At 44.3% G+C, this 25,287-nt stretch carries 22 protein-coding genes and 1 pseudogene; 15 read left to right on the top strand and 8 right to left on the bottom strand.

Annotated elements, in window-relative coordinates:
• Together clpP and tig are read right to left on the bottom strand one after the other, a co-directional pair.
• Positions 1–702: an ATP-dependent Clp endopeptidase proteolytic subunit ClpP gene (clpP, locus tag PN470_RS07450; protein WP_002736918.1), complete on the bottom strand. Its 702-nt coding sequence runs from the start codon at positions 700–702 to the stop codon at positions 1–3.
• 398 nt (positions 703–1,100) lie between these two features.
• Positions 1,101–2,495, bottom strand: coding sequence for a trigger factor (gene tig / locus PN470_RS07445; RefSeq protein WP_103111847.1), 1,395 nt, complete (start codon positions 2,493–2,495; stop codon positions 1,101–1,103).
• A 324-nt stretch (positions 2,496–2,819) separates the two neighbouring features.
• Here tig and PN470_RS07440 point away from each other — a divergent pair, with 324 nt between their 5' ends.
• The 5 genes from PN470_RS07440 to dxs all read left to right on the top strand — a co-directional run bounded on the left by PN470_RS07440 (position 2,820) and on the right by dxs (position 9,878).
• A complete protein-coding gene (locus PN470_RS07440; RefSeq protein ID WP_271937820.1) occupies positions 2,820–3,857 on the top strand; it encodes an aspartate-semialdehyde dehydrogenase in 1,038 nt (345 codons plus the stop codon).
• A 239-nt stretch (positions 3,858–4,096) separates the two neighbouring features.
• A complete protein-coding gene (dapA, locus tag PN470_RS07435) occupies positions 4,097–4,987 on the top strand; it encodes a 4-hydroxy-tetrahydrodipicolinate synthase (protein WP_002777896.1) in 891 nt (296 codons plus the stop codon).
• 242 nt (positions 4,988–5,229) lie between these two features.
• Positions 5,230–6,978 (top strand): ribonuclease J, encoded by a 1,749-nt coding sequence (locus PN470_RS07430; protein WP_272104198.1) that lies wholly within the window; start codon positions 5,230–5,232, stop codon positions 6,976–6,978.
• 145 nt (positions 6,979–7,123) lie between these two features.
• Positions 7,124–7,894 (top strand): nickel pincer cofactor biosynthesis protein LarB, encoded by a 771-nt coding sequence (gene larB / locus PN470_RS07425; RefSeq protein ID WP_024969506.1) that lies wholly within the window; start codon positions 7,124–7,126, stop codon positions 7,892–7,894.
• 73 nt (positions 7,895–7,967) lie between these two features.
• Complete coding sequence (dxs, locus tag PN470_RS07420; RefSeq protein ID WP_002737111.1) at positions 7,968–9,878, top strand: 1-deoxy-D-xylulose-5-phosphate synthase; 1,911 nt, start codon at positions 7,968–7,970, stop codon at positions 9,876–9,878.
• 69 nt (positions 9,879–9,947) lie between these two features.
• Here dxs and PN470_RS22120 read toward each other — a convergent pair whose 3' ends face one another.
• On the bottom strand, positions 9,948–10,121 hold the full coding sequence (locus PN470_RS22120) for a type II toxin-antitoxin system VapB family antitoxin (protein ID WP_103111850.1): 174 nt from the start codon (positions 10,119–10,121) through the stop codon (positions 9,948–9,950).
• Between the two features lie 280 nt (positions 10,122–10,401).
• Here PN470_RS22120 and PN470_RS07415 point away from each other — a divergent pair, with 280 nt between their 5' ends.
• Genes PN470_RS07415 through PN470_RS07390 form a run of 6 tightly spaced genes read left to right on the top strand, consistent with a single transcriptional unit; the run spans position 10,402 to position 12,746 of the window.
• Positions 10,402–10,614: a hypothetical protein gene (locus PN470_RS07415; protein WP_190359163.1), complete on the top strand. Its 213-nt coding sequence runs from the start codon at positions 10,402–10,404 to the stop codon at positions 10,612–10,614.
• Position 10,615: 1 nt separating this feature from the next.
• Positions 10,616–11,047 carry a type II toxin-antitoxin system VapC family toxin gene (locus PN470_RS07410; protein ID WP_271937813.1) on the top strand — a complete coding sequence of 144 codons (432 nt, stop codon included), beginning with the start codon at positions 10,616–10,618 and terminating at the stop codon, positions 11,045–11,047.
• Positions 11,048–11,054: 7 nt separating this feature from the next.
• Entirely contained in the window at positions 11,055–11,291 is a 237-nt protein-coding gene (locus tag PN470_RS07405) for a DUF433 domain-containing protein (RefSeq protein ID WP_002752166.1), read from the top strand.
• Positions 11,288–11,641, top strand: coding sequence for a DUF5615 family PIN-like protein (locus PN470_RS07400; RefSeq protein WP_103111853.1), 354 nt, complete (start codon positions 11,288–11,290; stop codon positions 11,639–11,641). Before PN470_RS07405 ends, PN470_RS07400 begins: the two co-directional genes overlap by 4 nt.
• Before the next feature lie 20 nt (positions 11,642–11,661).
• The gene (locus PN470_RS07395; protein WP_008207308.1) at positions 11,662–12,141 is read left to right on the top strand and encodes a hypothetical protein; all 480 of its coding nucleotides are present in this window, start codon (positions 11,662–11,664) and stop codon (positions 12,139–12,141) included.
• A complete protein-coding gene (locus PN470_RS07390; protein WP_002752169.1) occupies positions 12,138–12,746 on the top strand; it encodes a PIN domain-containing protein in 609 nt (202 codons plus the stop codon). Before PN470_RS07395 ends, PN470_RS07390 begins: the two co-directional genes overlap by 4 nt.
• 110 nt (positions 12,747–12,856) lie before the next feature.
• On the opposite strand, the gene PN470_RS07385 is transcribed toward PN470_RS07390, so the two are convergent.
• The 3 genes from PN470_RS07385 to PN470_RS07375 form a co-directional block, all read right to left on the bottom strand.
• Positions 12,857–13,051 (bottom strand): type II toxin-antitoxin system VapB family antitoxin, encoded by a 195-nt coding sequence (locus PN470_RS07385; protein WP_002752171.1) that lies wholly within the window; start codon positions 13,049–13,051, stop codon positions 12,857–12,859.
• Between the two features lie 394 nt (positions 13,052–13,445).
• Positions 13,446–15,320, bottom strand: a complete 1,875-nt coding sequence (locus tag PN470_RS07380) for a serine/threonine-protein kinase (RefSeq protein ID WP_271937809.1) — start codon at positions 15,318–15,320, stop codon at positions 13,446–13,448.
• Positions 15,321–15,746: 426 nt separating this feature from the next.
• Positions 15,747–17,084: a proton extrusion protein PcxA gene (locus tag PN470_RS07375; protein ID WP_103111855.1), complete on the bottom strand. Its 1,338-nt coding sequence runs from the start codon at positions 17,082–17,084 to the stop codon at positions 15,747–15,749.
• 78 nt (positions 17,085–17,162) lie between these two features.
• Between PN470_RS07375 and PN470_RS07370 the strand changes: the two genes are divergently transcribed.
• Positions 17,163–19,253, top strand: a complete 2,091-nt coding sequence (locus PN470_RS07370; protein ID WP_272104195.1) for a recombinase family protein — start codon at positions 17,163–17,165, stop codon at positions 19,251–19,253.
• 513 nt (positions 19,254–19,766) lie between these two features.
• Positions 19,767–22,412: a cation-translocating P-type ATPase gene (locus tag PN470_RS07365; RefSeq protein ID WP_271937804.1), complete on the top strand. Its 2,646-nt coding sequence runs from the start codon at positions 19,767–19,769 to the stop codon at positions 22,410–22,412.
• Between the two features lie 220 nt (positions 22,413–22,632).
• On the opposite strand, the gene hemB is transcribed toward PN470_RS07365, so the two are convergent.
• The gene (gene hemB, locus PN470_RS07360) at positions 22,633–23,619 is read right to left on the bottom strand and encodes a porphobilinogen synthase (protein WP_024969666.1); all 987 of its coding nucleotides are present in this window, start codon (positions 23,617–23,619) and stop codon (positions 22,633–22,635) included.
• Between the two features lie 497 nt (positions 23,620–24,116).
• Between hemB and PN470_RS07355 the strand changes: the two genes are divergently transcribed.
• Positions 24,117–24,482 (top strand): phasin family protein, encoded by a 366-nt coding sequence (locus PN470_RS07355; RefSeq protein WP_002777874.1) that lies wholly within the window; start codon positions 24,117–24,119, stop codon positions 24,480–24,482.
• 59 nt (positions 24,483–24,541) lie between these two features.
• Positions 24,542–24,922 (top strand): hypothetical protein, encoded by a 381-nt coding sequence (locus PN470_RS07350; protein ID WP_002752180.1) that lies wholly within the window; start codon positions 24,542–24,544, stop codon positions 24,920–24,922.
• A gap of 178 nt (positions 24,923–25,100) precedes the next feature.
• Here PN470_RS07350 and PN470_RS07345 read toward each other — a convergent pair.
• Positions 25,101–25,190, bottom strand: a pseudogene (locus tag PN470_RS07345) (IS982 family transposase); the annotation flags it as partial.
• Between the last annotated feature and the right edge of the window lie 97 nt (positions 25,191–25,287).

Below are 25,287 nucleotides of genomic sequence, written 5' to 3'. Positions count from 1 at the left end.
TTACAGGGAAGTAACGGGAACGGTAGGATCGGGCAGTTCGGGACGGGAAATCACCAGATCGATTAACCCATATTCTTTGGCTTCGACGGCCGACATGAAAAAGTCCCGTTCGGTGTCGTTGGCGATGCGATCGTAGGGTTGACCGGTGTGGTGAGCCAGCATGGTATTGAGTCTCTGTTTAATATAGAGGATCTCTTTGGCCTGGATGGCGATATCACTAGCTTGACCTTGGGCGCCGCCGAGGGGTTGGTGAATCATGATCCGGCTACTGGGTAGGGACATCCGTTTACCTGCTGCGCCGCCACAAAGCAGGAATGCTCCCATACTAGCGGCTAAACCGAAACAAATTGTCGCCACGTCGGGGCGAATTTGTTGCATGGTGTCGTAGATAGCTAGTCCGGCATAAACGGAACCACCGGGGGAGTTGATATAAAGTTGGATATCCTTTTCGGGATCTTCTGCCTCCAAGTAGAGGAGTTGGGCGACGATCGAATCAGCGACCTGATCATCGACGGGGGTTCCCAAAAAGACAATTCTCTCGCGCAAGAGTCGAGAATAGATATCAAAAGCCCGTTCACCCATGCCAGACTGTTCGATTACCACGGGTAAAACGTTAGCTAGGGAGTTTCTCCCCGTGTTGGCGTAGATAGCAGGGCGACAATTACTGGTAATTGGGTAGTCAGGTGATCTCGATTCGAGCATAATTTTTTCGGTTCCGCTATCACAATCTTAGGGTTTTTGCTTGGCTGTGGAGCTTTGACTGGCAAATGTTAAGCATCTTTAGCACTTCTGTCCATCTATTATGCCCTAAGTTTTCCCCGGTTGGCAGGAATCAGTGATCAGTTATCAGTGATCAGTTATCAGTGATCAGCTTGTGAAGGCAAAAGGCAAAAGGCAAAAGGCAAAAGAAAGAATCTGGCAATTGTCTTACCTAAAAATAAGGTTAGAAACTAAGTAGATCAAAGCTTTTAGCTTAATAAATTAGGTTTTAGATTCGGTCGAGTTGTCAGTGATCACTGATCAGTTATCAGGGAATGGGGGAATGGGGGAATTCAACCAATACCCTAAAACCCCAACACCCCAACACGACTGCTAACTCCTTACGGTTCTTCCTCGGCTGCCAACACTTCCACTTCGGTGAATGCGAAGGTTTCTTCTGTTTCCTCCTCCTCGCTTGTTTCTTCCTCTAGGGAACCTTTGGGGACGAGGGTGATAGTAGCTTTTTCCTTCAGCCATGCCAGGGTGTTTTCCGCCAGGATTTCTTCGGTGATCACCTGTTCCAGACGCTGCCTATCTATGTCGCGATCGGACAATTGCGCCATGATTTTGGCGATTTTTTCCGTTACCGCTTCGGGACTGACTTCAATGCCTGCGACTTTAGCCAATTCCTGCACCACGAGAGTCTCTTTTAGACTTTCGATCGCATCGGGACGGGTGCTTTCCCGCATTTTGGGAATATTATCTTTTGTAAACAACTGGTTGACATCTAGCCCCATTTGTTGAAATTCCATGAAGCTTTGGGTCAAAATATGCGTCACTTCCTTTTCGATCAACGTCTCCGGTAAATCTAAAGTGGCACCCTTAACTAATTCCTTGGTTAAAGCGTCATAAATGCTGTCTTTGGTTTCCTTCTCCGCTTGTTCTTGGAAACGTTTCTCTAAACTTGCTCTTAATTCGGCGATTGTCTCCTGATCGCTGACTTCTTGGGCAAAATCGTCGTCAAGCTCTGGTAATTCCTTTGCCTTTAACTCTTTCATCGTAATGGTAAAAATTACCGCTTTTGCTGCCACATCCTCTTTGGGATAATCTTCCGGGAAAGTTAAAGTCATCTCTTTGACTTCTTCCGGTTTCATGCCGACAATTCCTTCCACCATCCCCTCGATGAAGCGTCCTGCTTCCATATCCACCTGCAGATCTTCGCCGTCAATATCTGGGATATCTTCGCCAGTTTCGGCGGATTTTCCCCGATAATCAACAATCGCCACATCTCCTAGCTGCGCCCCGCGATCTTCCACGGGAACCAATGTCGCTAACTGTTCTTGACGCTCTTTAAACCAATTTTCCACGGATTCGGGATCATAAACGGTTTCTTCGGCAGTAACGCTCAGATTTTCGTAATCTCCGAGAACAATTGTCGGGGCCACATCCACGGAAACTGAAAAAGTCAAAGCTTTACCCGGTTCATAGGCAGCGATCAAATCCTCAAACTTAGACAATAGCTGGGGATTACCCAGGGACTCGATCCCCTCCTGTTTTAGGGCAGATTCGAGACAATTTTCGATTAATTCCTCAATTACCGCCGCTTTTACAGCTTTAGAACCCAATCTTTGCAGAAGAATCTGACGGGGAACCTTGCCGGGGCGAAAACCGGGTATATTGGCCGACTTCGCTAAATTATTTACCACTTTCTCGTGGGTGTTTTTCGTGGTTTCGGCGGGAATTTCAATTTCTAAACCTATCTGACTGGCAGGAAGCTTTTCCTGAATAACTTTCATTGATTTTTCTAGCTCTTACGACAAGGAACGTTTATAATAGGGTGAGCGGTGTTTACGCCTGCGGTGGATCCGTCCCGCTCATGATATTCTAGGGGAATAGCTGCAGTTGCTCCCCAAGCTCTCACAATCTTTTTATTTTAGCGGTCAATGGGGTATATTTAATTTATTCCGTCCTTGGGGCAGTTAAGCCCAATCAGAAAATTTTGCTGATCAAAAGCCGATCAATCCAAGCTTGAGAATAACTCGGTGGACAAAAAAGATTTTTTATTTTAACGATTTCTTCGGATCATCATCATCACCCAACTCGTCAGGAGGTCACACAATTTGAGTCAAAAAGTACGGGTCGCTATTTTAGGGGCCACTGGGGCCGTGGGAACGGAATTGCTAGAGTTATTAGCTAGTCGTCATTTCCCTCTCGCTAGTCTAAAATTACTGGCTTCCGAGCGTTCTGCTGGAAAAACTCTCAATTTTCAGGGCGAAAGTCTCCTAATCGAAGCGGTAAACGAGCGCTCTTTTCAGGACGTGGATATAGTTCTCGCTTCTGCGGGGGGATCCACCTCGAAAGCTTGGGCGAAAACTATTGTCGAGTCGGGTGCAACGATTATCGATAACTCCAGTGCTTTTCGCATGAATCCCGAAGTGCCTTTAGTTGTCCCGGAAATCAATCCCGACAGTGTGGACAATCACCGGGGCATTATCGCTAATCCCAACTGTACGACAATTCTTTTAGGAGTGGCGATCTGGCCTCTCCACCAAGTACAGGCGATCGAGCGAGTAGTAGTTTCTACTTATCAGTCCGCTAGTGGTGCTGGAGCGCGAGCCATGGAGGAGGTAAAACAGCAAGCGCAAGCAATTCTTGACAATCGACAACCTCCCACTAATTCCTTCCCCTATCCCCTCGCTTTTAATCTTTTTCCCCACAATACCCCGATTAATGGTCAAGGGTACTGCGAGGAAGAAATGAAAATGGTCAACGAAACCCGCAAGATTTTTGCTTGTCCAGAGCTGCGGGTTAGTGCCACCTGTGTGAGGGTTCCCGTCCTGCGGGCCCATTCGGAATCGGTTAACCTAGAATTTAGTCAGCCTTTTTCTGTGGTGAAGGCCAGAGAAATTCTTGAGTCTGCTCCGGGGGTAAGATTAGTGGAAGATTGGGACGCTAATTATTTTCCCATGCCAATTGATGCCACCGGTCGCGATGAAGTATTAGTGGGACGCATTCGTCAAGATATCTCCCATCCTAACGGTCTAGAATTGTGGCTATGCGGCGATCAAATTCGCAAGGGTGCGGCTTTAAATGCTGTACAAATTGCCGAGCTTTTAGTTAAGAAAAATCTCGTCGGTTCAAGATTTGCAACAGTTTGATAATTAAGCTATCGGCCATCAGCTAAATCAAGGCGATAATAATTAGAAAAATAGCTAATTAACCGGATAAGTAAAGTCTGAAAGCTGATTGCTGATTGCTCAAAAACTGATAATAAAGGCCGAACCTAAAACCTACTTTTTAGGTAGGAGGATTGCTAGATTCTTTCTTTTGCCTCTTGCCTTCAGAAGCTGATAACTGATAACTGATAACTGATAACTGATAACTGATAACTGAATCAATGAGTGAAACATATTTTGGACGAGTAATTACGGCGATGGTGACTCCCTTCACCGTCGAGGGTCGAGTTAATTATGCTATGATGGAAAGATTGGCCGATTATCTAGTTACCCACGGTAGCGATGGTATAGTAGTCTGTGGGACGACGGGAGAATCACCCAGCCTAAGTTGGCAGGAAGAATACGAACTATTTAGTATTGTCAAAAAAGCGGTTAATGGTCGGGGAAAAGTGATCGCGGGGACGGGTTCTAATTCCACTTCCGAAGCGATCGAAGCGACCCAACAGGCTGCTAAACTGGGTTTAGATGGTTCTTTACAAGTGGTTCCCTACTACAATAAACCTCCCCAAGAGGGTTTATATGAGCATTTTCGCGCCATTGCCAAAGCTTGTCCCGATCTGCCAGTAATGCTTTATAATATCCCCGGTCGTACTGGTCAAAATATGACCCCGGAAACGATTATTAAACTGGCAGCAGTTGATAATATTGTGGCGGTAAAAGAAGCTAGTGGTAATTTAGAACAAACCTGTAAGATTTACTGTCATACTCCTGAAAATTTCGCTATTTATTCCGGCGATGATTTTCTCACCTTACCCCTAATGACCTGTGGTGCGGTGGGAGTGGTCAGTGTTGCTAGTCATCTAGTGGGAGAAGAAATTCAAGGAATGATTCAAGCTTTCTTAACTGGAGATGCGGCCAAAGCGATCGAGATTAATTTGAAATTATTTCCCCTGTTTAAAGGTTTATTCTGTGCCACTAATCCAATTCCAATTAAAGCGGCCTTAAATCTAGTCGGTTGGGAAGTGGGGGGTCTAAGACTTCCTTTATGTTCCTTAAGTCCAGAGTTAGAAGAAGGATTAGCAAAAATCATGCAAGAATTGGCTTTAATCTAGAAAAATACTAGAAATTCTTGCCCACTAAACTGGGATTTTTCGAGAAAGTAGGTTATAATATTAATAGCTTCACTAGAAGAAAAGAAATATAGTTTAGAACAGCCAGAAAGTATTGATACTAAGTGAATTTAACTAGGTGTTGTTTACCTAGTTCGACTTATTCTAACTATTCATTTTTTGAGATTTCCCGTCCACAAAACCAACCTGAAAAATCACCATAACTTACCATCAAAGGATACCTAATGAGTCAAGATAAAACCCAAGCAAAACTAAAGATCATTCCCCTAGGAGGATTACACGAAATCGGCAAAAACACCTGTGTTTTTGAGTACGATGATGAGATTATTCTCCTGGATGCTGGTTTAGCTTTTCCTTCCGATGATATGCACGGGGTCAATGTAGTCCTTCCCGATATGACTTATCTAAGAGAAAATCGCCATAAAATTAAGGGTATGATCGTCACCCACGGTCACGAAGATCATATCGGTGGTATTCCCTACCATCTCAAACAATTTGATGTACCAATTATCTACGGTCCGCGTCTAGCGATGGCTTTATTGCGGGATAAATTGGAAGAAGCAGGATTGGCAAATCGTACCAAATTAGAAACCGTAGTTCCTCGGCAAATGGTGCGTTTAGGTAAATCTTTCATGGTGGAATATATCCGCAATACCCACTCGATCGCCGATAGTTTTTGTGTAGCAATTCACACTCCTTTGGGGGTAGTTATTCACACAGGAGATTTTAAAATTGACCATACTCCCGTGGATGGTCAATTTTTTGATCTGCAAAAAATTGCCGAACATGGCGAGAAAGGGGTGCTATGTTTATTGAGTGATTCCACTAACGCGGAAGTACCCGGTTATACTCCCTCGGAAGCTTCCGTTTATCCCGGTTTAGAGCGGGTTTTTAACCAAGCAACGGGACGGATTATGATCACTACCTTTGCCTCTTCGGTGCATCGGATTAATCTGGTGTTGAAATTGGCCCAGAAATTTAACCGGAAAGTAGTGGTAGTGGGTCGATCGATGTTAAATGTCATCGCTCATGCGCGTAATTTGGGGTATATCAAATGTCCCGACGATCTATTTGAACCCTTAAAAGCGACCCGCAATTTAGCCGATGAAAAAATCGTCATTTTAACCACAGGATCCCAGGGAGAAACTTTAGCGGCCATGACGCGGATTTCTAAGGGTGAACATCCTCATATTCGTGTGCGTCAGGGGGATACGATTGTCTTTTCCGCTAATCCGATTCCGGGTAATACCATCGCTGTGGTCAATACAATTGATCGCCTGATGATGCAGGGTGCTAACGTGGTTTACGGACGCGATAAGGGAATTCACGTTTCTGGCCATGGTTCCCAAGAAGACCATAAATTAATGCTATCTTTGACCCGGCCGAAGTTTTTTGTGCCAGTGCATGGAGAACACCGAATGCTGGTCAAACACGCTCAGATGGCCCAAAGTATGGGGATTCCCGCCGAAAATATGGTAATTGTCAAAAATGGTGACACGATCGAGTTAACTGGCGATCGCATTAGCCTCGGCGCACCAGTGCCATCGGGAATCGAGTTAGTCGATCAAGCGGGTGTGGTCCACGAACACATTATGCAGGAAAGACAACAGTTAGCCGAAGATGGTGTGATTACGATCGCAGCCTTCGTTAACGCTGAGGGACAATTAAGCGCACCTCCAGAGATTAATTTGCGCGGTGTGGTGACAAAAGTGGAAATCTCGCTGCTGAATCAGTTAATTATTCGGGCGATCGAACGCTGTTTAAGCGATCGCAGTAGTGAATTTAAAACTGCCACGGGGGTTCAGGATTGGGCCGGTTTGCGGGCCGAAATCGAGACGACTTTGCAGCGTTTAATCAAACGGGAGTTAAAGAGTCAACCTCTAGTGATTTTCCTCCTGCAAGCGGCGGTAACGGAACCAGCGAACAATCGTACTTATCGCCGCCGCCGTCCCGCAGCTACCATGGCCTCCTAATATCAGTGATCAGTAAACAGTGATCAGTAAACAGTGAAAAGATGGCAAGAAACTGCTATTTAATACTGGTCACTTAACACATACTGCTCACTTAAAACTCAAATCTGATAACTGATAACTGATAACTGATAACTGATAACTGACCATGTTCCATGCTGCCGATTTGCGATCGCTGCTGACCGCCGTTGCCAGGGGAGAAATTAACCCGGAGACAGCCTTAGATAAACTTAAACATCTGGCCTTTGAACCGGTGGAAGACTTCGCTAAAATTGACCATCATCGTCAATTAAGGACGGGATTTCCAGAGGTTATCTGGGGGCCGGGTAAAACCACCGCTCAAATCGCCCAAATTATCCATGTTTTGCGTCAAAATAGTCCCGTGGTTATGGCCACCCGCATTGAAGCAGAGATAGCAGTCCAGCTACAGGAACAGGTAACAGACTTAGTTTATTATCCCTTAGCCCGCATCTGTGCCATTGCCGCAGCCGCTCCAGAAAATCCCCCAAAAGGGATAATTTCCATCCTAACGGCGGGAACTGCCGATATTCCCGTAGCGGAGGAGGCGGCGGTTACTGCTCAATTATGCGGTTTTTCCGTGCAGCGTCTCTGGGATGTGGGAGTAGCGGGAATTCATCGCCTCTTGAATCATCGCCATCTACTGGATGCCGCCGATGTGTTAATTGTTGTTGCGGGAATGGAAGGAGCCTTACCAAGTGTGGTAGCGGGATTAGTTGATCGCCCGGTGATCGCCGTTCCCACCAGTATCGGTTACGGAACCAGTTTCGGCGGTATTGCTCCTTTGTTAACTATGCTCAATTCCTGCGCGGTCGGCATCGGTGTGGTTAATATAGATAATGGTTTTGGGGCTGCCATGTTAGCCGGCCAAATTTTACGCACGGCGGCCAGATTAGCCTAGATTTTCCTTCATCTCAGACTGAAGATCCTATACAGTTGGTATAGGGATAAACTACTTTGAAAAAGAAGCCGATATGCACCTAAGTGAAATTACTCATCCCAACCAGTTACATGGTTTGTCACTCCGTCAATTAGAAGATATTGCCCGTCAGATTCGCGAAAAACACCTCCAGACGATCGCCGCTACCGGTGGACATTTGGGACCGGGGTTAGGAGTCGTAGAACTAACGATCGCCCTTTACCAAACCCTCGATCTCGATCGCGATAAAGTCCTTTGGGACGTGGGACACCAAGCTTATCCGCACAAACTCCTCACCGGTCGCTATAACGATTTTCACACCCTGCGCCAAAAAAATGGCGTTGCGGGCTATCTAAAGCGTTGCGAGAGCAAATTTGACCATTTTGGGGCTGGACACGCCTCCACGAGCATTTCTGCGGGGTTAGGAATGGCTTTAGCCCGGGATGCCAAGGGGGAAGATTTCAAGGTAGTATCGATCATCGGGGATGGCGCTTTAACCGGGGGTATGGCCCTAGAAGCGATTAACCATGCTGGACATTTACCGAACACCAACATCATGGTTATCCTCAACGATAACGAGATGTCCATTTCCCCCAACGTCGGGGCAATTTCCCGCTATCTCAATAAAGTGCGTCTGAGCGAACCCGTCCAGTTTATCGCCGATAATCTCGAAGAACAATTGAAACACCTACCCTTCTTCGGTGACTCCCTCACCCCCGAAATGGAACGAGTCAAAGAAGGGATGAAACGGTTAGCAGTTCCCAAAGTCGGCGCTGTCATTGAAGAATTGGGCTTTAAATATTTTGGCCCGATTGATGGTCATAATATTCCCGAATTAATCGCCACTTTTAAACAGGCCCATAAGGTCCAAGGACCGGTTTTCGTCCACGTTGCCACCGTTAAAGGCAAAGGCTACGAATGGGCCGAAAAAGATCAAGTGGGTTATCATGCCCAAAATCCCTTTAATTTAGCCACGGGTAAACCGATTCCCTCCAGTAAACCGAAACCTCCCGCTTATTCCAAAGTTTTCGGGCATACTCTCACCAAATTAGCGGAAAATGACCCGCGCATTATCGGTATCACCGCCGCCATGGCTACCGGGACAGGATTAGATAAATTTCAGGCAAAACTACCGAAACAGTATATCGATGTGGGAATTGCGGAACAACACGCGGTTACTCTCGCTGGTGGTCTTGCTTGCGAAGGAATGCGCCCGGTTGTCACCATTTACTCTACTTTCCTGCAGCGGGCTTTTGATCAGATTATTCATGATATCTGCATTCAAAATCTACCGGTTTTCTTCTGCATGGACCGGGCCGGTATTGTCGGGGCTGATGGACCGACCCACCAAGGGATGTACGATATCGCCTACCTGCGTTGTATCCCCAATATGACCATTATGGCCCCGAAAGATGAGGCAGAACTGCAAAGAATGGTCGTAACGGGGATTAATCATACCAGCGGCCCCATTGCCATGCGTTACCCCCGGGGCAACGGTTTAGGGGTTCCCCTGATGGAAGAGGGTTGGGAAGCTTTACCCATCGGTAAGGGCGAAATTCTCCGCAGTGGCGATGATGTTCTCCTGTTAGGATACGGCACGATGGTCAATACTTCCCTACAGGTGGCCGAAATCCTCAGCGAACACGGCATCGAGGCCACAGTGGTTAATGCTCGTTTTGTCAAGCCCCTTGATACAGAACTTATCTTTCCCCTTGCTCAACGTCTTGGTAAGGTGGTGACTTTAGAAGAAGGTTGTTTGATGGGTGGTTTTGGTTCTGCGGTTTTGGAAGCTTTACAGGATGCTAATATTCTAGTTCCGGTCAAGCGTTTCGGGGTTCCCGATAAATTAGTGGACCACGCAAAACCAGAGGAATCTTTCGCTGATTTGGGTTTAACCAGTCCCCAGATTGCCCAACAGGTTTTAGCGGCATTTTTTAGCCAAAAACAAACCGCTAACGTCGGTTAAAATCTCAAGATTAGCTTGTCCAGTTTTCCCGAAAAATTAGGGAAGACTGGTTTTTTTTGGTCTAGATAGTTAATGAAGACTGCCGGCAATAAATAGTGAGGGGAACGAACCACAGAGACACAAAGGACACAAAGATCGATCACTACTATATAAGTTAAATTTATCACACAAAGAATAGGAGAGTCCAGTAGCTTTAAGAGCATCAGCCATGAGTTGGTCATCAATGACAGTGTTAGTTCTCATAGTATCCCTAGTTGTGTATAGTAGATTAAACCTCTTGCATAATTAATTTGTGAGGGTTCAAAAATGAGAAAAAAGGTTAAATTTTGTCAAGAAATTGCTTAAAGTTTTGTAAAGCCACTTGACTTAAAGACAGAATTGTGTACAATCGTTCATCGGTAATTTTACCCGGAGTGCTGTGTATGGTTTCATCAGTTCATCTTATGGCTTCTGGCTGGGATTTAGCAGTTTTTGTTTTAAAGCTAACCTTTGAGCAAGAGCAGAATAGGAGGATATGTCAACCATGTTAACCACTGATCTAGAGATAAGACTAGCAGCTTTAGAAGCTGAAGTAGCACTGCTCAAGCGTTTGCTACCTACTGTCAGCGAAACTCCCTGGTGGGAAAAAATTGTCGGCACTTTTGCTGAAGATCTGGCTTACGAAGAGGCAATGCAGTTTGGTCAAGAGTACCGTCAGTCCCTAAAACCATTAGCCGAGGAAGCATCCGAATCCTGAAATGTATCTCTTTGATACCGATCATATTAGCATTCTCGATCGCGGGTGTCAACCGGCACAACAATTGCTGAAAAAACTGGCTGCTATTACGAGCAGCGAAGTTGCCACCACAATTATCACCTACGAAGAACAAATGCGGGGATGGCTCAGTTACATAGCCAAGGCAAATTCGATTGAAACCCAAGTTGTTGCCTATCGAAGGCTAGAAAAGCACCTCGCTAATTATCGCACGATTCCCATTGTCGGCTTTGATGAAAAGGCAGGTCAAGTTTTTCAAGAACTTCGGGTAACTTACCCTCGTTTGGGTTCGATGGATTTGAAGATTGCTGCTATCTCAATGGTTAATCAGGCTATCCTGCTGACGAGAAATCTCTCAGATTTTGGGCAAATTGCCGGTTTAAGAGCAGAAGATTGGACGATTACAAGCAACTGAATTACCTATGGAAAACCAACTTTTGCAGCGAATCACCCTCGATTTAAATATCTGTCATGGCAAACCTTGCCTTCGAGGATTGCGTTATCCTGTTGAATTTATCCTAGAATTACTTAGTTCTGGCATGAGTATCGAAGATATTTTAGCCGACTACGATGATTTAGAACGGGAGGATATTCTAGCGGCGTTATTGTTTGCCACTCGATTAACTCAGGTAAAAAGCATCTACCAAATTGCACCATGAACTTTTTAGTCGATGCCCAATTGCCAGTTCGTTTAGCTCGTTTTTTGCAAGCTGCTGGTCATGGTACAATTCATACTAAAGATTTACCCCAACAAAATGCCACGACAGATGCAGAAATTAACGCTCTTTCAATTCAACAAAATCGTATTGTTATTACCAAAGACAGAGATTTTCTCGATTCATTTTTGATTAATCAAGAACCTTATAAGCTTCTGCTAGTTACTACGGTTAACATTACAAATGTCGAATTAGAAGCATTATTTCAGAATAATCTAACCCAAATAGAAGCACTTTTTACTCAACATTCCTTAATAGAAATGAGTCGCAACTCAATCATCGTTCATCAATAATTTTACCCGGAGTGCTGTGTATGGTTTCATCAGTTCATCTTATGGCTTCTGGCTGGGATTTAGCAGTTAATAACCGCAATGGTCAACTCGCTCTTGTGGTTGAGGTCAAGTGCAAAACCAACGTATCCCAAGAATGGGCGGCAAAACTCCGACGCAATATTCTGGCACACGGTACTTTTGCCAAGGCTCCCTATTTTTTGCTGGTCTTTCCTGACAGATTTTACTTATGGAGTAATGTTGGGGCTTTTCAGGAGCAGAGTGAACCTAGTTATATGATTGATGCCAGTCCCATTCTTCAGCCTTATTTTCAACGAGCAGGGGTAACGAATGACCAAATTAGTAGGCAAAGTCTTGAACTAATTGTTGCTTCTTGGTTGGGAGAGATTATTTATTCTGAAAAGCCGCCTGAAGCTCTCGATGATTCTCAGCGTTGGTTGATTGATTCAGGGTTGTATGCTGCTTTAGCTGGAGGAAAATTTCAGCGTGAGGCAGCGGCGTGAATATCTATGTTGAAACAAATTTTGTTTTAGAGCTAACCTTCGAGCAAGAGCAGTGTCTAAGCTGTGAGCAGATTCTGCAACTTTGTGAAACAGGACAAGCCAAACTAATTATTCCAGCATATAGTCTAGCTGAACCTCACGAAAAACTGACTCGTCAAGCAAAGAGTCGTCGGGAACTTCAACAGTTACTAGATACTGAGTTACGTCAACTTTCACGCACAGCTTCTTATGCAAGTCGGATCAAGAGTATTCAAGATATTGCTAGTTTAATGGTGCAAAGCAATGAAGAAGAACGACATCGTTTTAATAAATATCGAGAACGCCTCCTCAAGGTAGGAGAAATTGTGGCACTTACTGCTGATATTTTAATCGAAGCAGCATCTTATGAAAAGATATATGATTTAACGCCACAAGATGCTCTTGTCTATGCCTCGGTACTTCATCATTTACGACGTTATCAGCCACAGCAGGCGTGTTTTTTGAATCGAAACTCAAAAGACTTTGATAGTCCTGACATTGTTGAAGAACTGAATCAATTCAACTGTAGGATGATTCCCAGATTTGATCGTGGTTACAGTTTTCTTCAGTCGCAGTTATCGTCCTAGTAGCTGAGATCAATCTTTTTGGTTGGGTTGAGCGCTTTAATACTTAGGAGAAAACTGCTCGATTCAATAATTTGAGCGAAACCCAACATTCTTTAACGACATCGTAAGAATCATTGATTGTGCCTCATTTCCTCAAGGTTTCCTTCCCATTTAAGCTTACCTTTAAAGGCTTTAATTTTCTCCTGTTGTTTGAGCCGAATCAAAGTCTTAAGACCCAATTCAACAACTTCTTGTTTAGTCTTTAAACCAGTAGCTTTAAGAGCATCAGCCATGAGTTGGTCATCAATGATAATGTTAGTCATCATCCTATCCCTAGTTGTGTATAGTAGATTGTTAATATACACATTATATAGGGTTTGCTGAATAAATGTGAGATGTAAGCAAGGTAGAGATTTTGTGGCTTTTCTCGCTCCCACAGGTGCAAGATTGTGAGAGAATCGTCGTTCAAAATCTTGCGTCTTCATCGGCCAACGTCCTGTACGGGCGAAGCATTCGGACAATAACCTATCGGTGAAACTGTAGATTTTCTATCCGAATGCTTCGCCCGTACTTTTTGCCGCATACCCTATTTAGGAGAAAACTGCTCGATTCAATAATTTGATCCAAAACCCAACATTTTTAAAGATATCGGTGCAGTTTCCCGCAAGTGTCGCTCATTTTTGATAGACAAAAGTTATTGCTGTCACCCCAAACACAACTTTACTGTCCCACTCGCCAAATTTTGATAGTTTTGTCAGCACTCCCACTAGCTAAATAGCGGCCATCGGGACTATATGCTACTGAGAAAACTGTCTCAGAATGACCGGTAAGGGTACGCAATTCGTTTCCCGTTGCTACCTCCCAAATTTTGATAGTATCGTCATCACTCCCACTAGCTAAATAGCGGCCATCGGGACTATATACCACTGACAAAACCCCGCTAGAATGACCAGTAAGGGTACGCAATTCTCTTTCAGTTGCCACCTCCCAAATTTTGATAGTATTGTCCCAACTACCACTAGCTAAATAGCGGCCATCGGGACTATATACCACTGACAAAACCCCGCTAGAATGACCAGTAAGAGTACGCAATTGTTTTCCGGTTGCTACTTCCCAAATTTTGATAGTTTTGTCAGCACTCCCACTAGCTAAATAGCGGCCATCGGGACTATATACCACTGACTCAACCCCGCGAGAATGACCAGTAAGAGTACGCAATTGTTTTCCCGTTGCTACTTCCCAAATTTTGATAGTATTGTCACTACCCCCACTAGCTAAATAGCGGCTATCGGGACTATATACCACTGACAAAACCCAGTTAGAATGACCAGTTAGGGTTTTATCGAGAAAACTATGTTCTGAAATTTTTTTTCTTGTGGTGAGTTTATTGGTGGGTGAGTTTATTGGTGCAATTTGAGGATTTACTTCTTGACTTTTAAAATAACCGTAACCTTGAGTTATTCCTATTCCTAATAACAAAACGCCACTGAGCGCTATTAATCCATTTCTCAGATTATTATTTTTAACCAGTTGTGCTGGTGTTTTTTTGGGTACAGCTACGGGTGAAACCGGCGGAGAAGGATTAATCTTAGGAATAACTGGCGGTTGTTTTTGAGTTACAACAGGCTGCGGATTTGGTGGTGGTGGAGATGTTATAGTAGGAGTTATAGGAGGTAACTTTAATTGCCTTTCAATCTGATCTAAACGTTGTAAAATAACCCTAGTATTAGCCGGTCTATTCTTTGGCAATCTTCCCATCAACTCATCAATAAAATCCAACAATAACGGGTGAATATTTTCCGTTTCTTCTCGCCAAGGTAAAACATCATTAACCGCATCATAAATTTCTAAGGGATGTTTTCCTGTTAATAAATGCACAAAAGTTCGTCCTAAAGCATGAAAATCTGATTGAATCACCGCTTGGCCATGTTGTTGTTCATTGGGTGTATATCCGCGTGAGATAATACCTGTTACCTGTTGACCTTTTACCTTTTGATGATAGGTTTGGGTTTCTTCCCTTGCTGTGCCAAAATCAATTAACACCAACTCGCCACTATTCCGCATCATGATATTAGGGGGTTTAATATCTCGATGCAGCCAATTCTGTTGATGAATTTTATCGAGAATTAAAGTGATTTCTCTCAGCCATTTAAAAGCCCGTTTTTGACTTAAATTATCATACTGCTTTAGCCACTGGTCTAAATTAATCCCCTCCACTTTTTCCATAACTAAACAGTGTAATATTTTCCCTTCCCTCGTGGCATATTGAAAATAGGCATCTGCGCGAGGAACACCGGTGACATTTTGACGACTTAACTCTAATAAAACTTCATATTCCCGTTTAAATAATTCCACTGCCTTCGGGTCATTATTACATTTTTCTTGTAATACCTTGAGGATTTTGGCTGTAAAACCCTCAAAAGCCTCATAAACAACGCCAAAACCGGTCGTATCACTCAATAACCGACTCACTCTATATTGACCATTTAACAACAACTCAGAGCCGCAACTTTGACAGTAACGAGTATTCGAGTTATTATTACTCGGATGGTCTGGTTGAGAACAATCGGGATTAATACAGTAACAGGGTTTCATCTCGGCTATCAGTTATTTTATTGGGTTAATAATTGCAAGTTTTCCCTCCCTGACCTTGATAGAATTTTATCATAAGTAAGTAGTTATGATTAAATTGAAGAGAGATCTTGCATTTTTCAAAACGTCATGCTTTGTAGGTTGATTCATGAATCAACGCTCCCTAGGGTTCTTTCACTCTCTCCAATGTCATTCTCTCCAATCCTTATCTGGCAACGTTTTTAGTCGATTTCTCGGAATAAATAGCTGAAAAACACCCCGCGCATTAGTTTTTCGGTGGGATGCTTACAAACAGCTGCTGATATATCTGTAATAATTTAAGAGTCACTGATAATTGCTGATTGTCGGTATTTCTGCAAATGTGAGATGCAGCCAAATTATCCCCCCAAATTAGAAGGATAAATTATCAAGTTTCTCCCTGATTTTACCCTATTCATTCATATTACGATAGGTAGCCACTGCCGAGGGAGAAATGCGATTGAGATAACGGAAAATCCAATATTTTAAGACTGTATCCAAGATAACGGGAAAAGTGGCGATAAAGAGAAAATTAAACTGGCGATTTTCTGGTAAACCGAAATGACGACTTAACCCTTCTAGGATCACTTCCCAACCGTGGGGAGAGTGGAAACCGACAAATATATCGGTAAAAAGAATAATTAAAAAAGCTTTAGCTGAATCGCTAAGATTATAGAGAATGCCATCCAGAAAAGACTTGACAATCTCAATTTCTCGACGACTAAAAGCGACAACACAACCAAAGGCAATCAGGGAACAAATATCGGCGAAAATATTAGCGATCGCATTTAAACCTCGTTGGCGAAATTCTTCACTTAGTACCGCTGCTTTTTTGGTAATTTCTCCCTCGATTTCTTCGTTAGATAATTTGGGTGCTAAACCAATCATACCTCGAAAATGTAAAGCTTCCTCAAATCTTCTCAATTCCGAAAAAGCTTCTTCTTCTAAATCCTGATTGATAAAAATAAACTGTTCCTGTTGTTGGAAATATTTATTAACCAAGGGGGTAATTAGGAAAGTTTTGGTTAATTGCTGGGTTAATAAAGGAACAATAATTAACAGTAAAATAAACTTGAGGGAAATGGCTGTTTTATAACGAGAATTGCGAAATTTCTTTAAAACTGCCTCCTCCGATTCCTCCGCTTGGGGATCAATTTCCTGTTTAATGCGATTAAAAGTGTTGACAAAAGAACGGGGCAAAACCCCCGGTTTTTCCGTAGCTTTTTGGGATTTATTGCTTTTGATTATTTCCTCATCTTCAATACTACCCGCCGCTAAAAAAGAGCGATTTCTCGAAGTTTTATTTTTGGCTGTTTCCTGCTCAAAATTTCGGTTCTGGAGACTTTTGGGGACATCTTCAATATCTTCTTGCCAATAATTATCTTGATATTTTCCGATAACACTATCGATAAACTGAAGTTTTTTCAGACAAACATCTGTGGTGACAGTAATCACCCCATTACTAATTGTCGGTTGATTGGGTCCGAAGGTATTAACGATCGAGCGACTAGCTTTAAACTCCGTCAATCTGACTTTAATTTTTTGCAGATAACCTTTAACTTCTGCGATAAAATAGGAATTAGTGCTGCGGCCATAATTCGAGAATTCATTCGCCACTTTTCGCCCTTGAAAATGCTTGTCTTCTATCTCCTTAATCTTCAAAGCTGCATGATACGCCTCATCTAAAGAACGTTCAGGAGTTTGTAATAACCATTGATTAACACCTTGCAAAATCCGATTAAGATTCATAGGAAACAATTACTTCCACAAGGGAGAAAAGCTAGAGTACCGATCAGTTATCTTAACAAATACAATCGAGAAAAAACGATGTCAATCATACCAATTTGGATCGAAGGTGGCACGCGATCGGGAAAAACCACCACTTTAGTCGGGGAATTTCGGCGCTGGGTGTCTCGCGATCGCTCAAAATCATCCCCCCTTCCTCGATCGATCTTAGTTTTCGCTGCCAACGATGATAATAAACGGGAATTAGCCGATCGATTAGCCATTGCTGTTAGGGGTAGCTATCCGATTCTCTGTAAAACCCCTTTAGGTTTTCTCACCGATGAAGTCATCCTGTTTTGGCCGTTAATTTTCGAGTTTTTGGGGCTAAAAGCGCAATTTCCCCGCCGATTACGCCCAGAAACGGAGCAGGAACTCGCCACCCGTCTCTGGCAACCAGCAATCGCCGAATTCTTCCAGCTTACTAGCATAAATGAATATCGTTTCGTGCGTCAAGTTCTCGATCTGTTACAATTAGCCGGTGCTAGTGGTGTTCCCGCAGAAAAGATACCCGAAAGATTAGCCGAAGGATTATCAGAAACAGATCTAAAACGAGTTTTAGCGATTAATGAGCAGGAAACACCAGAAAAAGTAGGAGAATTAATCATTCAATGGCGTGATTGGTCTCTAGAACGTGGTTTATTAAGTTATGGTATCATCTACGAACTCTATTGGCGCTATTTGTTCCCTGATAGTCGCTATCAACAGCAACTATTAAAACGCTTCCGGGGGGTTTTTGCGGACGATGTGGACGATTATCCGGCTATTGCCAAGGATTTACTCAGTTTTTTCCTCGATCATGATTGTTTTAGCGTTTTTACCTACAATCCCCAGGGAAAAATCCGCTTAGGATTAACTGCCGATCCAGATTATCTACACGAATTAGAGAAACGCTGTCAAATTATGTCATTATCTACCACTGAGGGGTTAGCTGCTCAGTTTAGCGAGACGATTCTCTCCTTAATCAGCGACGGTGACTATCGTGGCAATCTTCCCGATCAATTCATCTCCCTGCAAACCACCTCTCGCGCTGAATTGTTACGGAAGACAGCCACAGCTATTATTCAAGCAGTCAAGCAAGGAACAGTAAAACCCGAAGAAATCGCCGTTATTGCCCCCGGTTTAGACGAAATCGCCCGTTATAGCCTGATGGAAATTTTAACCGGTGCCGGGATAGCCGTTCAACCCCTGAACGAACAACGACCCCTGATCAGTTGTCCTCTGATTCGGGCATTATTGACCCTTCTCGCCCTTGTTTATGAAAATTTGGGGCGTTTAGCCCCCCAAGAGGCTATAGCGGAAATGCTGGTGATTTTTAGCCGTTATCGCTGGGATGAAGAACAAAATTTAATTCCCGATATCGATCCGGTTCGCGCTGGATTAATTGCCGATTATTGTTATCAAGTGGATCTGGAAAATCCTCGTTTATTAGCGATCGAAACTTTTCCCCGTTGGGATCGCTTAGGACAAAAAGCTTGTACTGCCTACGAAAGAATTTGTCACTGGATCGAAGGGATGAAAAAACGGCAGCAGGAAGCCAAACTTTTCCCGATTTTTGTCTTAAATCAAGCGATCGAACAATTATTAAACGATGGGGAAAATTTGCCCTTCGATCACTTGGCAGCTTTGCGAGAATTAATGGAAACTGCCCAACATTTTTGGGAGATCGATCGCCGTTTGCGTGAGAGTGAACCCTCTTTTCAAAGTCCTAGCGAAACTATTAGTCAGTTTATCCAACTTTTGCGCCGTGGTACAATTACCGCTAATCCCTATCCTGTGCGACAATTTATTAAATCTTCCTCAGCAGTTACCCTAGGCAATATCTTTCAATATCGTTCTTTTCGTTCTAGTCATCGTTGGCATTTTTGGCTAGATTGTTCCTCCCCACTCTGGGAACAAGGAGGTGCTGCTACTCTTTTTGCTGCGCCAATTTTTTGGCGAAAAAGTCCCTATCAACCCTGGACAACGGAAGCAGAATTAGAGGAAAATCAGGGCCGTTTACAGAGAGTTTTAAGGGATTTATTAGCAAGGGTAAGCGAAAAAGTTATCCTCTGTCACAGTGATTTAGGAGTATCGGGAACCGATCAAACTGGACAACTTTTATCCTTAGTACAAGCGGCAAAAGAATATGATTAAGCACTAGAAAAAATTAACTTCTTGGTTAGGAGAGGCAATAGGCAATAGGCAAAGGGGGGGTTAGATATGTGTAATTAATTTTGCTTAGGTACTTAGTAAAAGAATTGGGGGAGATTCAGCTAATCTAAGGATAGGCGGTTAAGATGCGTCTGAGCTTATAACCTAATTTGGTCTTGACGACCGGCCAAGCTCTTGACTATCTAAGTAGGTAGGCGTTAAAAGTTGTCAGATGCCCCCCTTATTAAGGGGGGATTAAAGGGGGGACTAAGGGGGGATCGGCACACCCCTTATCAAGGGGGGCAGGGGGGATCGAACCTAAAATCCATTTTTAATTTAATTATAACCAGCTACTTAAATTAGCCGTTAAGACTGCACCGGAGTGTCAGAGTGGGGAGCAGGGAGAGGAAGTTTGAGCATTTGTACTAAAATTGTTAATACGCAGTTTAAATTCAGTACAGTTTACCCACTCTTTGTGTGCGAGAATAGCCTGTGTGAAAAACCTAGGTAATTGTTATGGTTGCACCTATACAAAATAGGCAGTTTAACGGGTTGTCTAGCCAAGAAGCTAGTGAGCGCTTGAAACAGCACGGCTACAACGAACTCCCCTCAACTCAGCATCGTACTTTTTTAACCATCGCCCTAGACATTATCCAAGAGCCGATTTTCTTGCTCCTGATTGCCTGTGGTGTCATCTACCTCTTTTTGGGTGATGCACAAGAAGCTCTAATTTTACTGGGGTTTGTCTTTTTTATTATTGGCATCAATCTTTACCAGGAGCAAAAAACGGAACGTTCTCTAGAAGCACTGCGGGACTTATCCAGTCCGCGGGCCTTGGTGATTCGAGATGGGGAACGGCAGCGGATTGCCGGCCGAGAAGTGGTACAGGGCGATCTGATCGTGGTGGAGGAAGGCGATCGCGTTCCTGCGGATGCGATTTTGCTGTGGTCCACTCACTTGACGATTGATGAATCGCTGTTAACCGGAGAGTCTGTTCCGGTCAGGAAACGCACCATCCAGCTAGAAGAAGACCCAGAGAAACTTTCAGCCACCTTGAGACCGGGGGGCGACGACTTACCCACTGTCTATTCTGGCACTCTTGCGGTACAAGGGCAGGGCATTGCCCAGGTGCAAGCAACGGGTATCGGCACTGAAATGGGAAAAATTGGCAAAGCTCTGCAAACGGTTGAACCGGAAGACACGGTCTTACAAAAAGAAACCCGTCGCATTGTCGGTAAATTGACGATGATCGCGCTGGCCATTTGTGCGGCGGTGGTCGTGATTTATGGATTAACCCGGGCCGATTGGTTGCATGGCTTTTTGGCAGGATTAGCCCTAGCGATGGCAATTTTGCCCAATGAAATTCCGGTGGTGCTGGCCATCTTTCTGGCTCTGGGAGCGTGGCGATTCTCGCAAAAACAGGTACTAACCCGTCGCATTCCAGTGGTTGAAACCCTGGGTTCTGTCACCGTTCTTTGTGTCGATAAGACTGGAACCCTGACATTGAACCAAATGGCCGTCAAACAGTTATTGGTTTACAGCGGCCCCGGTGCTTATCTGTACGATGTGACGCTCCACGAGCGCGAACCCTTGCCAGAAGTCCTTCATCCCCTGATCGAGTTTGGTATTCTAGCGAGTCGCAAAGATCCCTTTGACCCGATGGAAAAAGCTTTGCAGCAAATTGGTTGGAATTACCTAGCCAAGACCGAACACCTGCACACCGATTGGCAACTACTGCACGAATATCCCCTGTCCACCGATCTCTTGGCCATGTCCTGTGTCTGGGAATCCCTGACGGGGGAGCTTACCGTTGCGGCAAAAGGGGCCCCCGAAGCGATCGCCGATCTCTGCCATTTCAGCCCGATTCAACAACAGGAGCTTGTCGAACAGATCCAGGCAATGGCCGGAGAGGGTTTGCGAGTTCTGGGAGTCGCCCAAGGACGCAAAATGGGAACATTACCCAAAACCCACGCTCTTGAGTCATCCGGGCCTCTAGCCTACTTAGAATCTGACGATCGCTTACCTGTTCAACAACACGACTTTGAGTTTGAATTTGTGGGACTGATCGGACTGGAAGACCCCGTGCGTCCTACTGTGGCACCTGCGATCGCCGAATGCTATGGTGCGGGAATTCGCGTTGTCATGATTACGGGTGATTATCCAGTAACAGCCCAGAACATTGCCCGTCAGATTGGACTCAGGCCTTTAGACAAGGTGATCACCGGTAGGGAACTGGAGCAAATGGGTGAGTCGGAACTGCGCGATCGCATTCAAAGCACCAACATCTTTGCCCGTGTCGTCCCCGAACAAAAACTATTGATTGTCAATGCACTGAAACGCTCCGGGGAAATTGTGGCCATGACTGGTGATGGTGTCAACGATGCCCCGGCCCTCAAGTCTGCTCATATCGGCATTGCCATGGGTGAACGAGGTACGGATGTAGCGCGCGAGTCTGCCGATTTGGTCCTGTTGAAAGATGATTTTTCATCCATCGTCGAATCGGTCAAACTGGGCAGACGTATCTTTGACAACCTGAAAAAGGGGATGGCCTATACCTTGGCCGTTCACGTTCCGATCGCGGGTATGTCCTTGATTCCAGTCATGTTTGGCTGGCCCTTGGTGCTACTCCCGATCCACATTGCCTTTCTGCACTTAATTATCGATCCGGCCTGCACGGTTGTGTTTGAAGCTGAACCGGCAGAAAGCGATATTATGCGTCGCCCCCCCCGTAATCCCAAAGAACCCTTGTTCAGTCGTCGGACGTTGCGATTAGCCTTGCTTCAAGGAACCAGCGTTTTAGTGGTACTGGTTATTGTATTTGCGATCGCCTATAGCAACGGCAATAGTGAATTTAATGCTCGTGCCTTAGCATTTACGACATTGATTATCTCTAACCTGGCTATGATTCTCACCAATCGTTCCTGGTCCCGAACGATTCCAGAAATGCTCCAAGCTCCTAATCGGGCTTTGTGGTGGGTGATCGGCGGTGGACTGCTGTTTTTGGGATTAGTTCTCTATGTTCCCTTGCTACGACACCTGTTCGGCTTTTCATTTCTACATACTGATGATTTGCTGGTCAGCTTAGTTTCTGGAGTTGTCAGTATTTTCTGGTTTGAAGGACTAAAACTGTGGAACCGTCGGCACTTGAACATCCAAAAATAAAAGGCATCATATAGCGTTTTTCAGTCGGCTGAGGTACAAAAGTTATGGGTTTTAGGCAAAAGGCGAAAGGGAAGAAAAATAGGTGTACCTCACTAGCTTAGGAAACGCTATAGATTCCACGATCGGTTAACAAATCGTTGCAGCAGTGCGCTATGTAGTTGCTTGAATGAATTGTGCCTACCTACTTAAATAATCAGCATGGTGGGTTCAATCATCAAGTTTAACCCTCTGCTAACCAGCGCACGGCATCCTTAGCGTGGTAGGTTAAGATAATATCGGCCCCCGCCCGTTTAAAGCTGGTTAAAGTCTCTAAAGTCACTCGTTTTTCGTCAATCCAGCCATTTAACGCCGCCGCTTTAATCATTGAATATTCCCCCGACACATTGTAGGCAGCCACGGGTAAATTAGTCATTTCCTTGATTCTCCAGATAATATCCATGTAAGATAGGGCAGGTTTTACCATTAACATATCTGCTCCCTCTAATAGGTCTAATTCCACCTCTTTTAAGGCTTCCCTGGCATTACCCGGATCCATTTGGTAGGTTCTGCGATCGCCGAATTGGGGGGTAGAATCAGCCGCATCCCGAAACGGCCCATAATAGGCAGAGGCATATTTAGCCGTATAGGAAAGAATCGGCGTATCACTATAACCCGCCTCATCCAATCCTTGACGAATTGCCTGCACAAAACCATCCATCATTCCCGACGGTGCAATGATATCCACTCCCGCTTTTACCTGAGAAACGGCGGTTTTTTGCAATAATCCCAGAGTAGGATCGTTTAACACCCTGCCGGTTAAATCTCCCGTTTGCAGATAACCACAATGACCATGGTTGGTATATTCACACAAACAAGTATCGGCGACAATGAGTAGATCGGGAACTGCCTCTTTAATTGCTGTGGCCGCTTTCTGCACAATACCATGATCGTGCCATGCTCCCGTCGCCTCTGTGTCTTTACTTTCTGGCAGCCCGAATAAAATAATCGCTGGAATTCCTAAATCCCGCACTTCCTTGGCTTCATCAACAATTTTATCGATTGATAATTGGTACACTCCCGGCATCGATTTGACTTCCCGGGCAATACCTTCCCCCGTCGTAGCGAAAAGGGGATAGATAAAGTCATTGGCTGTCAAGACGGTTTCACTCACCAGACGGCGCATTTGAGGGGTTTGACGCAGACGACGGGGGCGATGAATAGGAAACATAGTTTTTTGTGATTAAATCGGGAATCTGGTCTCGATTCTTTAGTTTAAATCTTTGCTGAGGATGAACACAAATCGATTCAGCCGGCAGCCAGCTGCCGGCAGCTATCCGCAATATTTAGTTATTTTGAGCTTAATCAAACTATTTAGATCATTTTTGACCTAATGAGCCTTTATCGTCGTTTTGAGGGCGAAAAATCAGCAATTTGACTAAAATTTAATCTTTATAGCGATCACTTTTGCTGTTGCCACCACCTCATCTCTTTACAAAACTTTACCTCATCAGTTATCAGTTACCAGTTATCAGATGTGAGTTTTCAGTTCACTGATGGCTCTCTTGGATATTGGCTGAAAAATGTTCATGGTGTTACATTAGCGGCGCAAGCGTTCACTGATTACTGATTACTGTTCACTGTTCACTGACTCCCAAAACCCATCTCCATTTGGGAGAAGGATCGTTTATTCTAGGAAGTAAGAGCGATCGATTCAGGATTTTTGCTATGGCCAACTTAGGTGATTTAGTCAAAAAAGCAGTTTATTTGGGCGTAGGCATTGCTACTTATGCCGCCGAAAAAGCTGAAGTAAATTTACAAGAATTAAGAAATCAAGCCCAAAAATTAGCCGATGAAATGATTTCTCGCGGCGAAATAAACGCAGAAGAAGCGAGGAAATACGTCGATGAGTTGGTGAAACAGGCACAACAGCAACCGGTGACAGCTAACGAATCTAATATTCCCCATGAACCCCGACGGATAGAAATTATTGAAGATGAGGAGGACACCAAAGCAGCTGATCCCAAAGTAGATGAATTGCGGCAAAAGGTGGAACGTCTTCAGGAGGAATTACGGAAACTGCAACAGGATTAAAACCTAGATTTTAGCGACAAATAATTAATTATTACCAGACAAGGGATGCAAGTATAAACATGGACGATTGGCAGAAGGATTTTTGGGAAGTGATCGAAACTGTGGCACTGGGAATTGAAAATTTTTTCCAAGAAGTGACCCAAGCTATTGAAGAAATCAATGAGGAAATTATCATCGATCTGGAACAGTTTATTCAAGAGGTTTTACCCCAGGAATTAGAAGAATTTTTTAACCTCGATGAATCCCTATTTTCGGAATTAGACGAACCCTCGGATTTTACCCTCACTCCTAAGGTTAACCCCGATCCTAACACCCATGCTGCTTGTATCGGTTGCCGTAATTATCACGGTTATATCTACGGAGGCAATCTTCTCGTCTGCGGTTTCCATCCCTACGGTTGGGATAGTGATAGTTGTCCCGATTGGCAAGCAGAGGATTAATTATTTTTCGATAAAATCAGGTAGGGTTATTATCCCTACCCATAACTTTTATCTCAAAGCAGTTAGGGACTTGCGCTTTGATAATTTACCATCTGGCTGGTCTGGTTCTTCTACAGAGCGATTTTCTAGCTGGGATATTATTCCTACGCAAGTCCCTTATCGTTGTTGTGGTCAAAAAAAGGTATCCTTTGTCCCCAATCAGTAATCCTTGAATCGAGCCAATGACATCCCAGAGAGCTTCTCGTTCCGAGCCATTCGCGGGAGTCAGTCCCGATGAAAAAATTTTCACCACCAGAGATGAAAGAGGTTTCCTTCCCTACACCCGTTCAGACCTCGGCGTGAGCTTTTGTCGAACGCAAAAGCTC

Source organism: Microcystis sp. CS-574 (assembly GCF_028329095.1).
GTDB lineage: Bacteria > Cyanobacteriota > Cyanobacteriia > Cyanobacteriales > Microcystaceae > Microcystis > Microcystis ichthyoblabe_A.
This window is presented reverse-complemented; position numbering and strand designations above follow the sequence as displayed.

Coding starts and splice junctions, on each gene's coding strand:
- PN470_RS07350 (WP_002752180.1), top strand. CDS start 24,542: ATGGACGATTGGCAGAAGGATTTTTGGGAAGTGATCGAAACTGTGGCA.
- clpP (WP_002736918.1), bottom strand. CDS start 702: ATGCTCGAATCGAGATCACCTGACTACCCAATTACCAGTAATTGTCGC.
- PN470_RS07370 (WP_272104195.1), top strand. CDS start 17,163: ATGTCAATCATACCAATTTGGATCGAAGGTGGCACGCGATCGGGAAAA.
- PN470_RS22120 (WP_103111850.1), bottom strand. CDS start 10,121: ATGAGAACTAACACTGTCATTGATGACCAACTCATGGCTGATGCTCTT.
- PN470_RS07410 (WP_271937813.1), top strand. CDS start 10,616: ATGTATCTCTTTGATACCGATCATATTAGCATTCTCGATCGCGGGTGT.
- dxs (WP_002737111.1), top strand. CDS start 7,968: ATGCACCTAAGTGAAATTACTCATCCCAACCAGTTACATGGTTTGTCA.
- tig (WP_103111847.1), bottom strand. CDS start 2,495: ATGAAAGTTATTCAGGAAAAGCTTCCTGCCAGTCAGATAGGTTTAGAA.
- PN470_RS07415 (WP_190359163.1), top strand. CDS start 10,402: ATGTTAACCACTGATCTAGAGATAAGACTAGCAGCTTTAGAAGCTGAA.
- PN470_RS07430 (WP_272104198.1), top strand. CDS start 5,230: ATGAGTCAAGATAAAACCCAAGCAAAACTAAAGATCATTCCCCTAGGA.
- PN470_RS07385 (WP_002752171.1), bottom strand. CDS start 13,051: ATGATGACTAACATTATCATTGATGACCAACTCATGGCTGATGCTCTT.
- PN470_RS07380 (WP_271937809.1), bottom strand. CDS start 15,320: ATGAAACCCTGTTACTGTATTAATCCCGATTGTTCTCAACCAGACCAT.
- PN470_RS07375 (WP_103111855.1), bottom strand. CDS start 17,084: ATGAATCTTAATCGGATTTTGCAAGGTGTTAATCAATGGTTATTACAA.
- hemB (WP_024969666.1), bottom strand. CDS start 23,619: ATGTTTCCTATTCATCGCCCCCGTCGTCTGCGTCAAACCCCTCAAATG.
- PN470_RS07400 (WP_103111853.1), top strand. CDS start 11,288: ATGAACTTTTTAGTCGATGCCCAATTGCCAGTTCGTTTAGCTCGTTTT.
- dapA (WP_002777896.1), top strand. CDS start 4,097: ATGAGTGAAACATATTTTGGACGAGTAATTACGGCGATGGTGACTCCC.
- larB (WP_024969506.1), top strand. CDS start 7,124: ATGTTCCATGCTGCCGATTTGCGATCGCTGCTGACCGCCGTTGCCAGG.
- PN470_RS07395 (WP_008207308.1), top strand. CDS start 11,662: ATGGTTTCATCAGTTCATCTTATGGCTTCTGGCTGGGATTTAGCAGTT.
- PN470_RS07405 (WP_002752166.1), top strand. CDS start 11,055: ATGGAAAACCAACTTTTGCAGCGAATCACCCTCGATTTAAATATCTGT.
- PN470_RS07355 (WP_002777874.1), top strand. CDS start 24,117: ATGGCCAACTTAGGTGATTTAGTCAAAAAAGCAGTTTATTTGGGCGTA.
- PN470_RS07365 (WP_271937804.1), top strand. CDS start 19,767: ATGGTTGCACCTATACAAAATAGGCAGTTTAACGGGTTGTCTAGCCAA.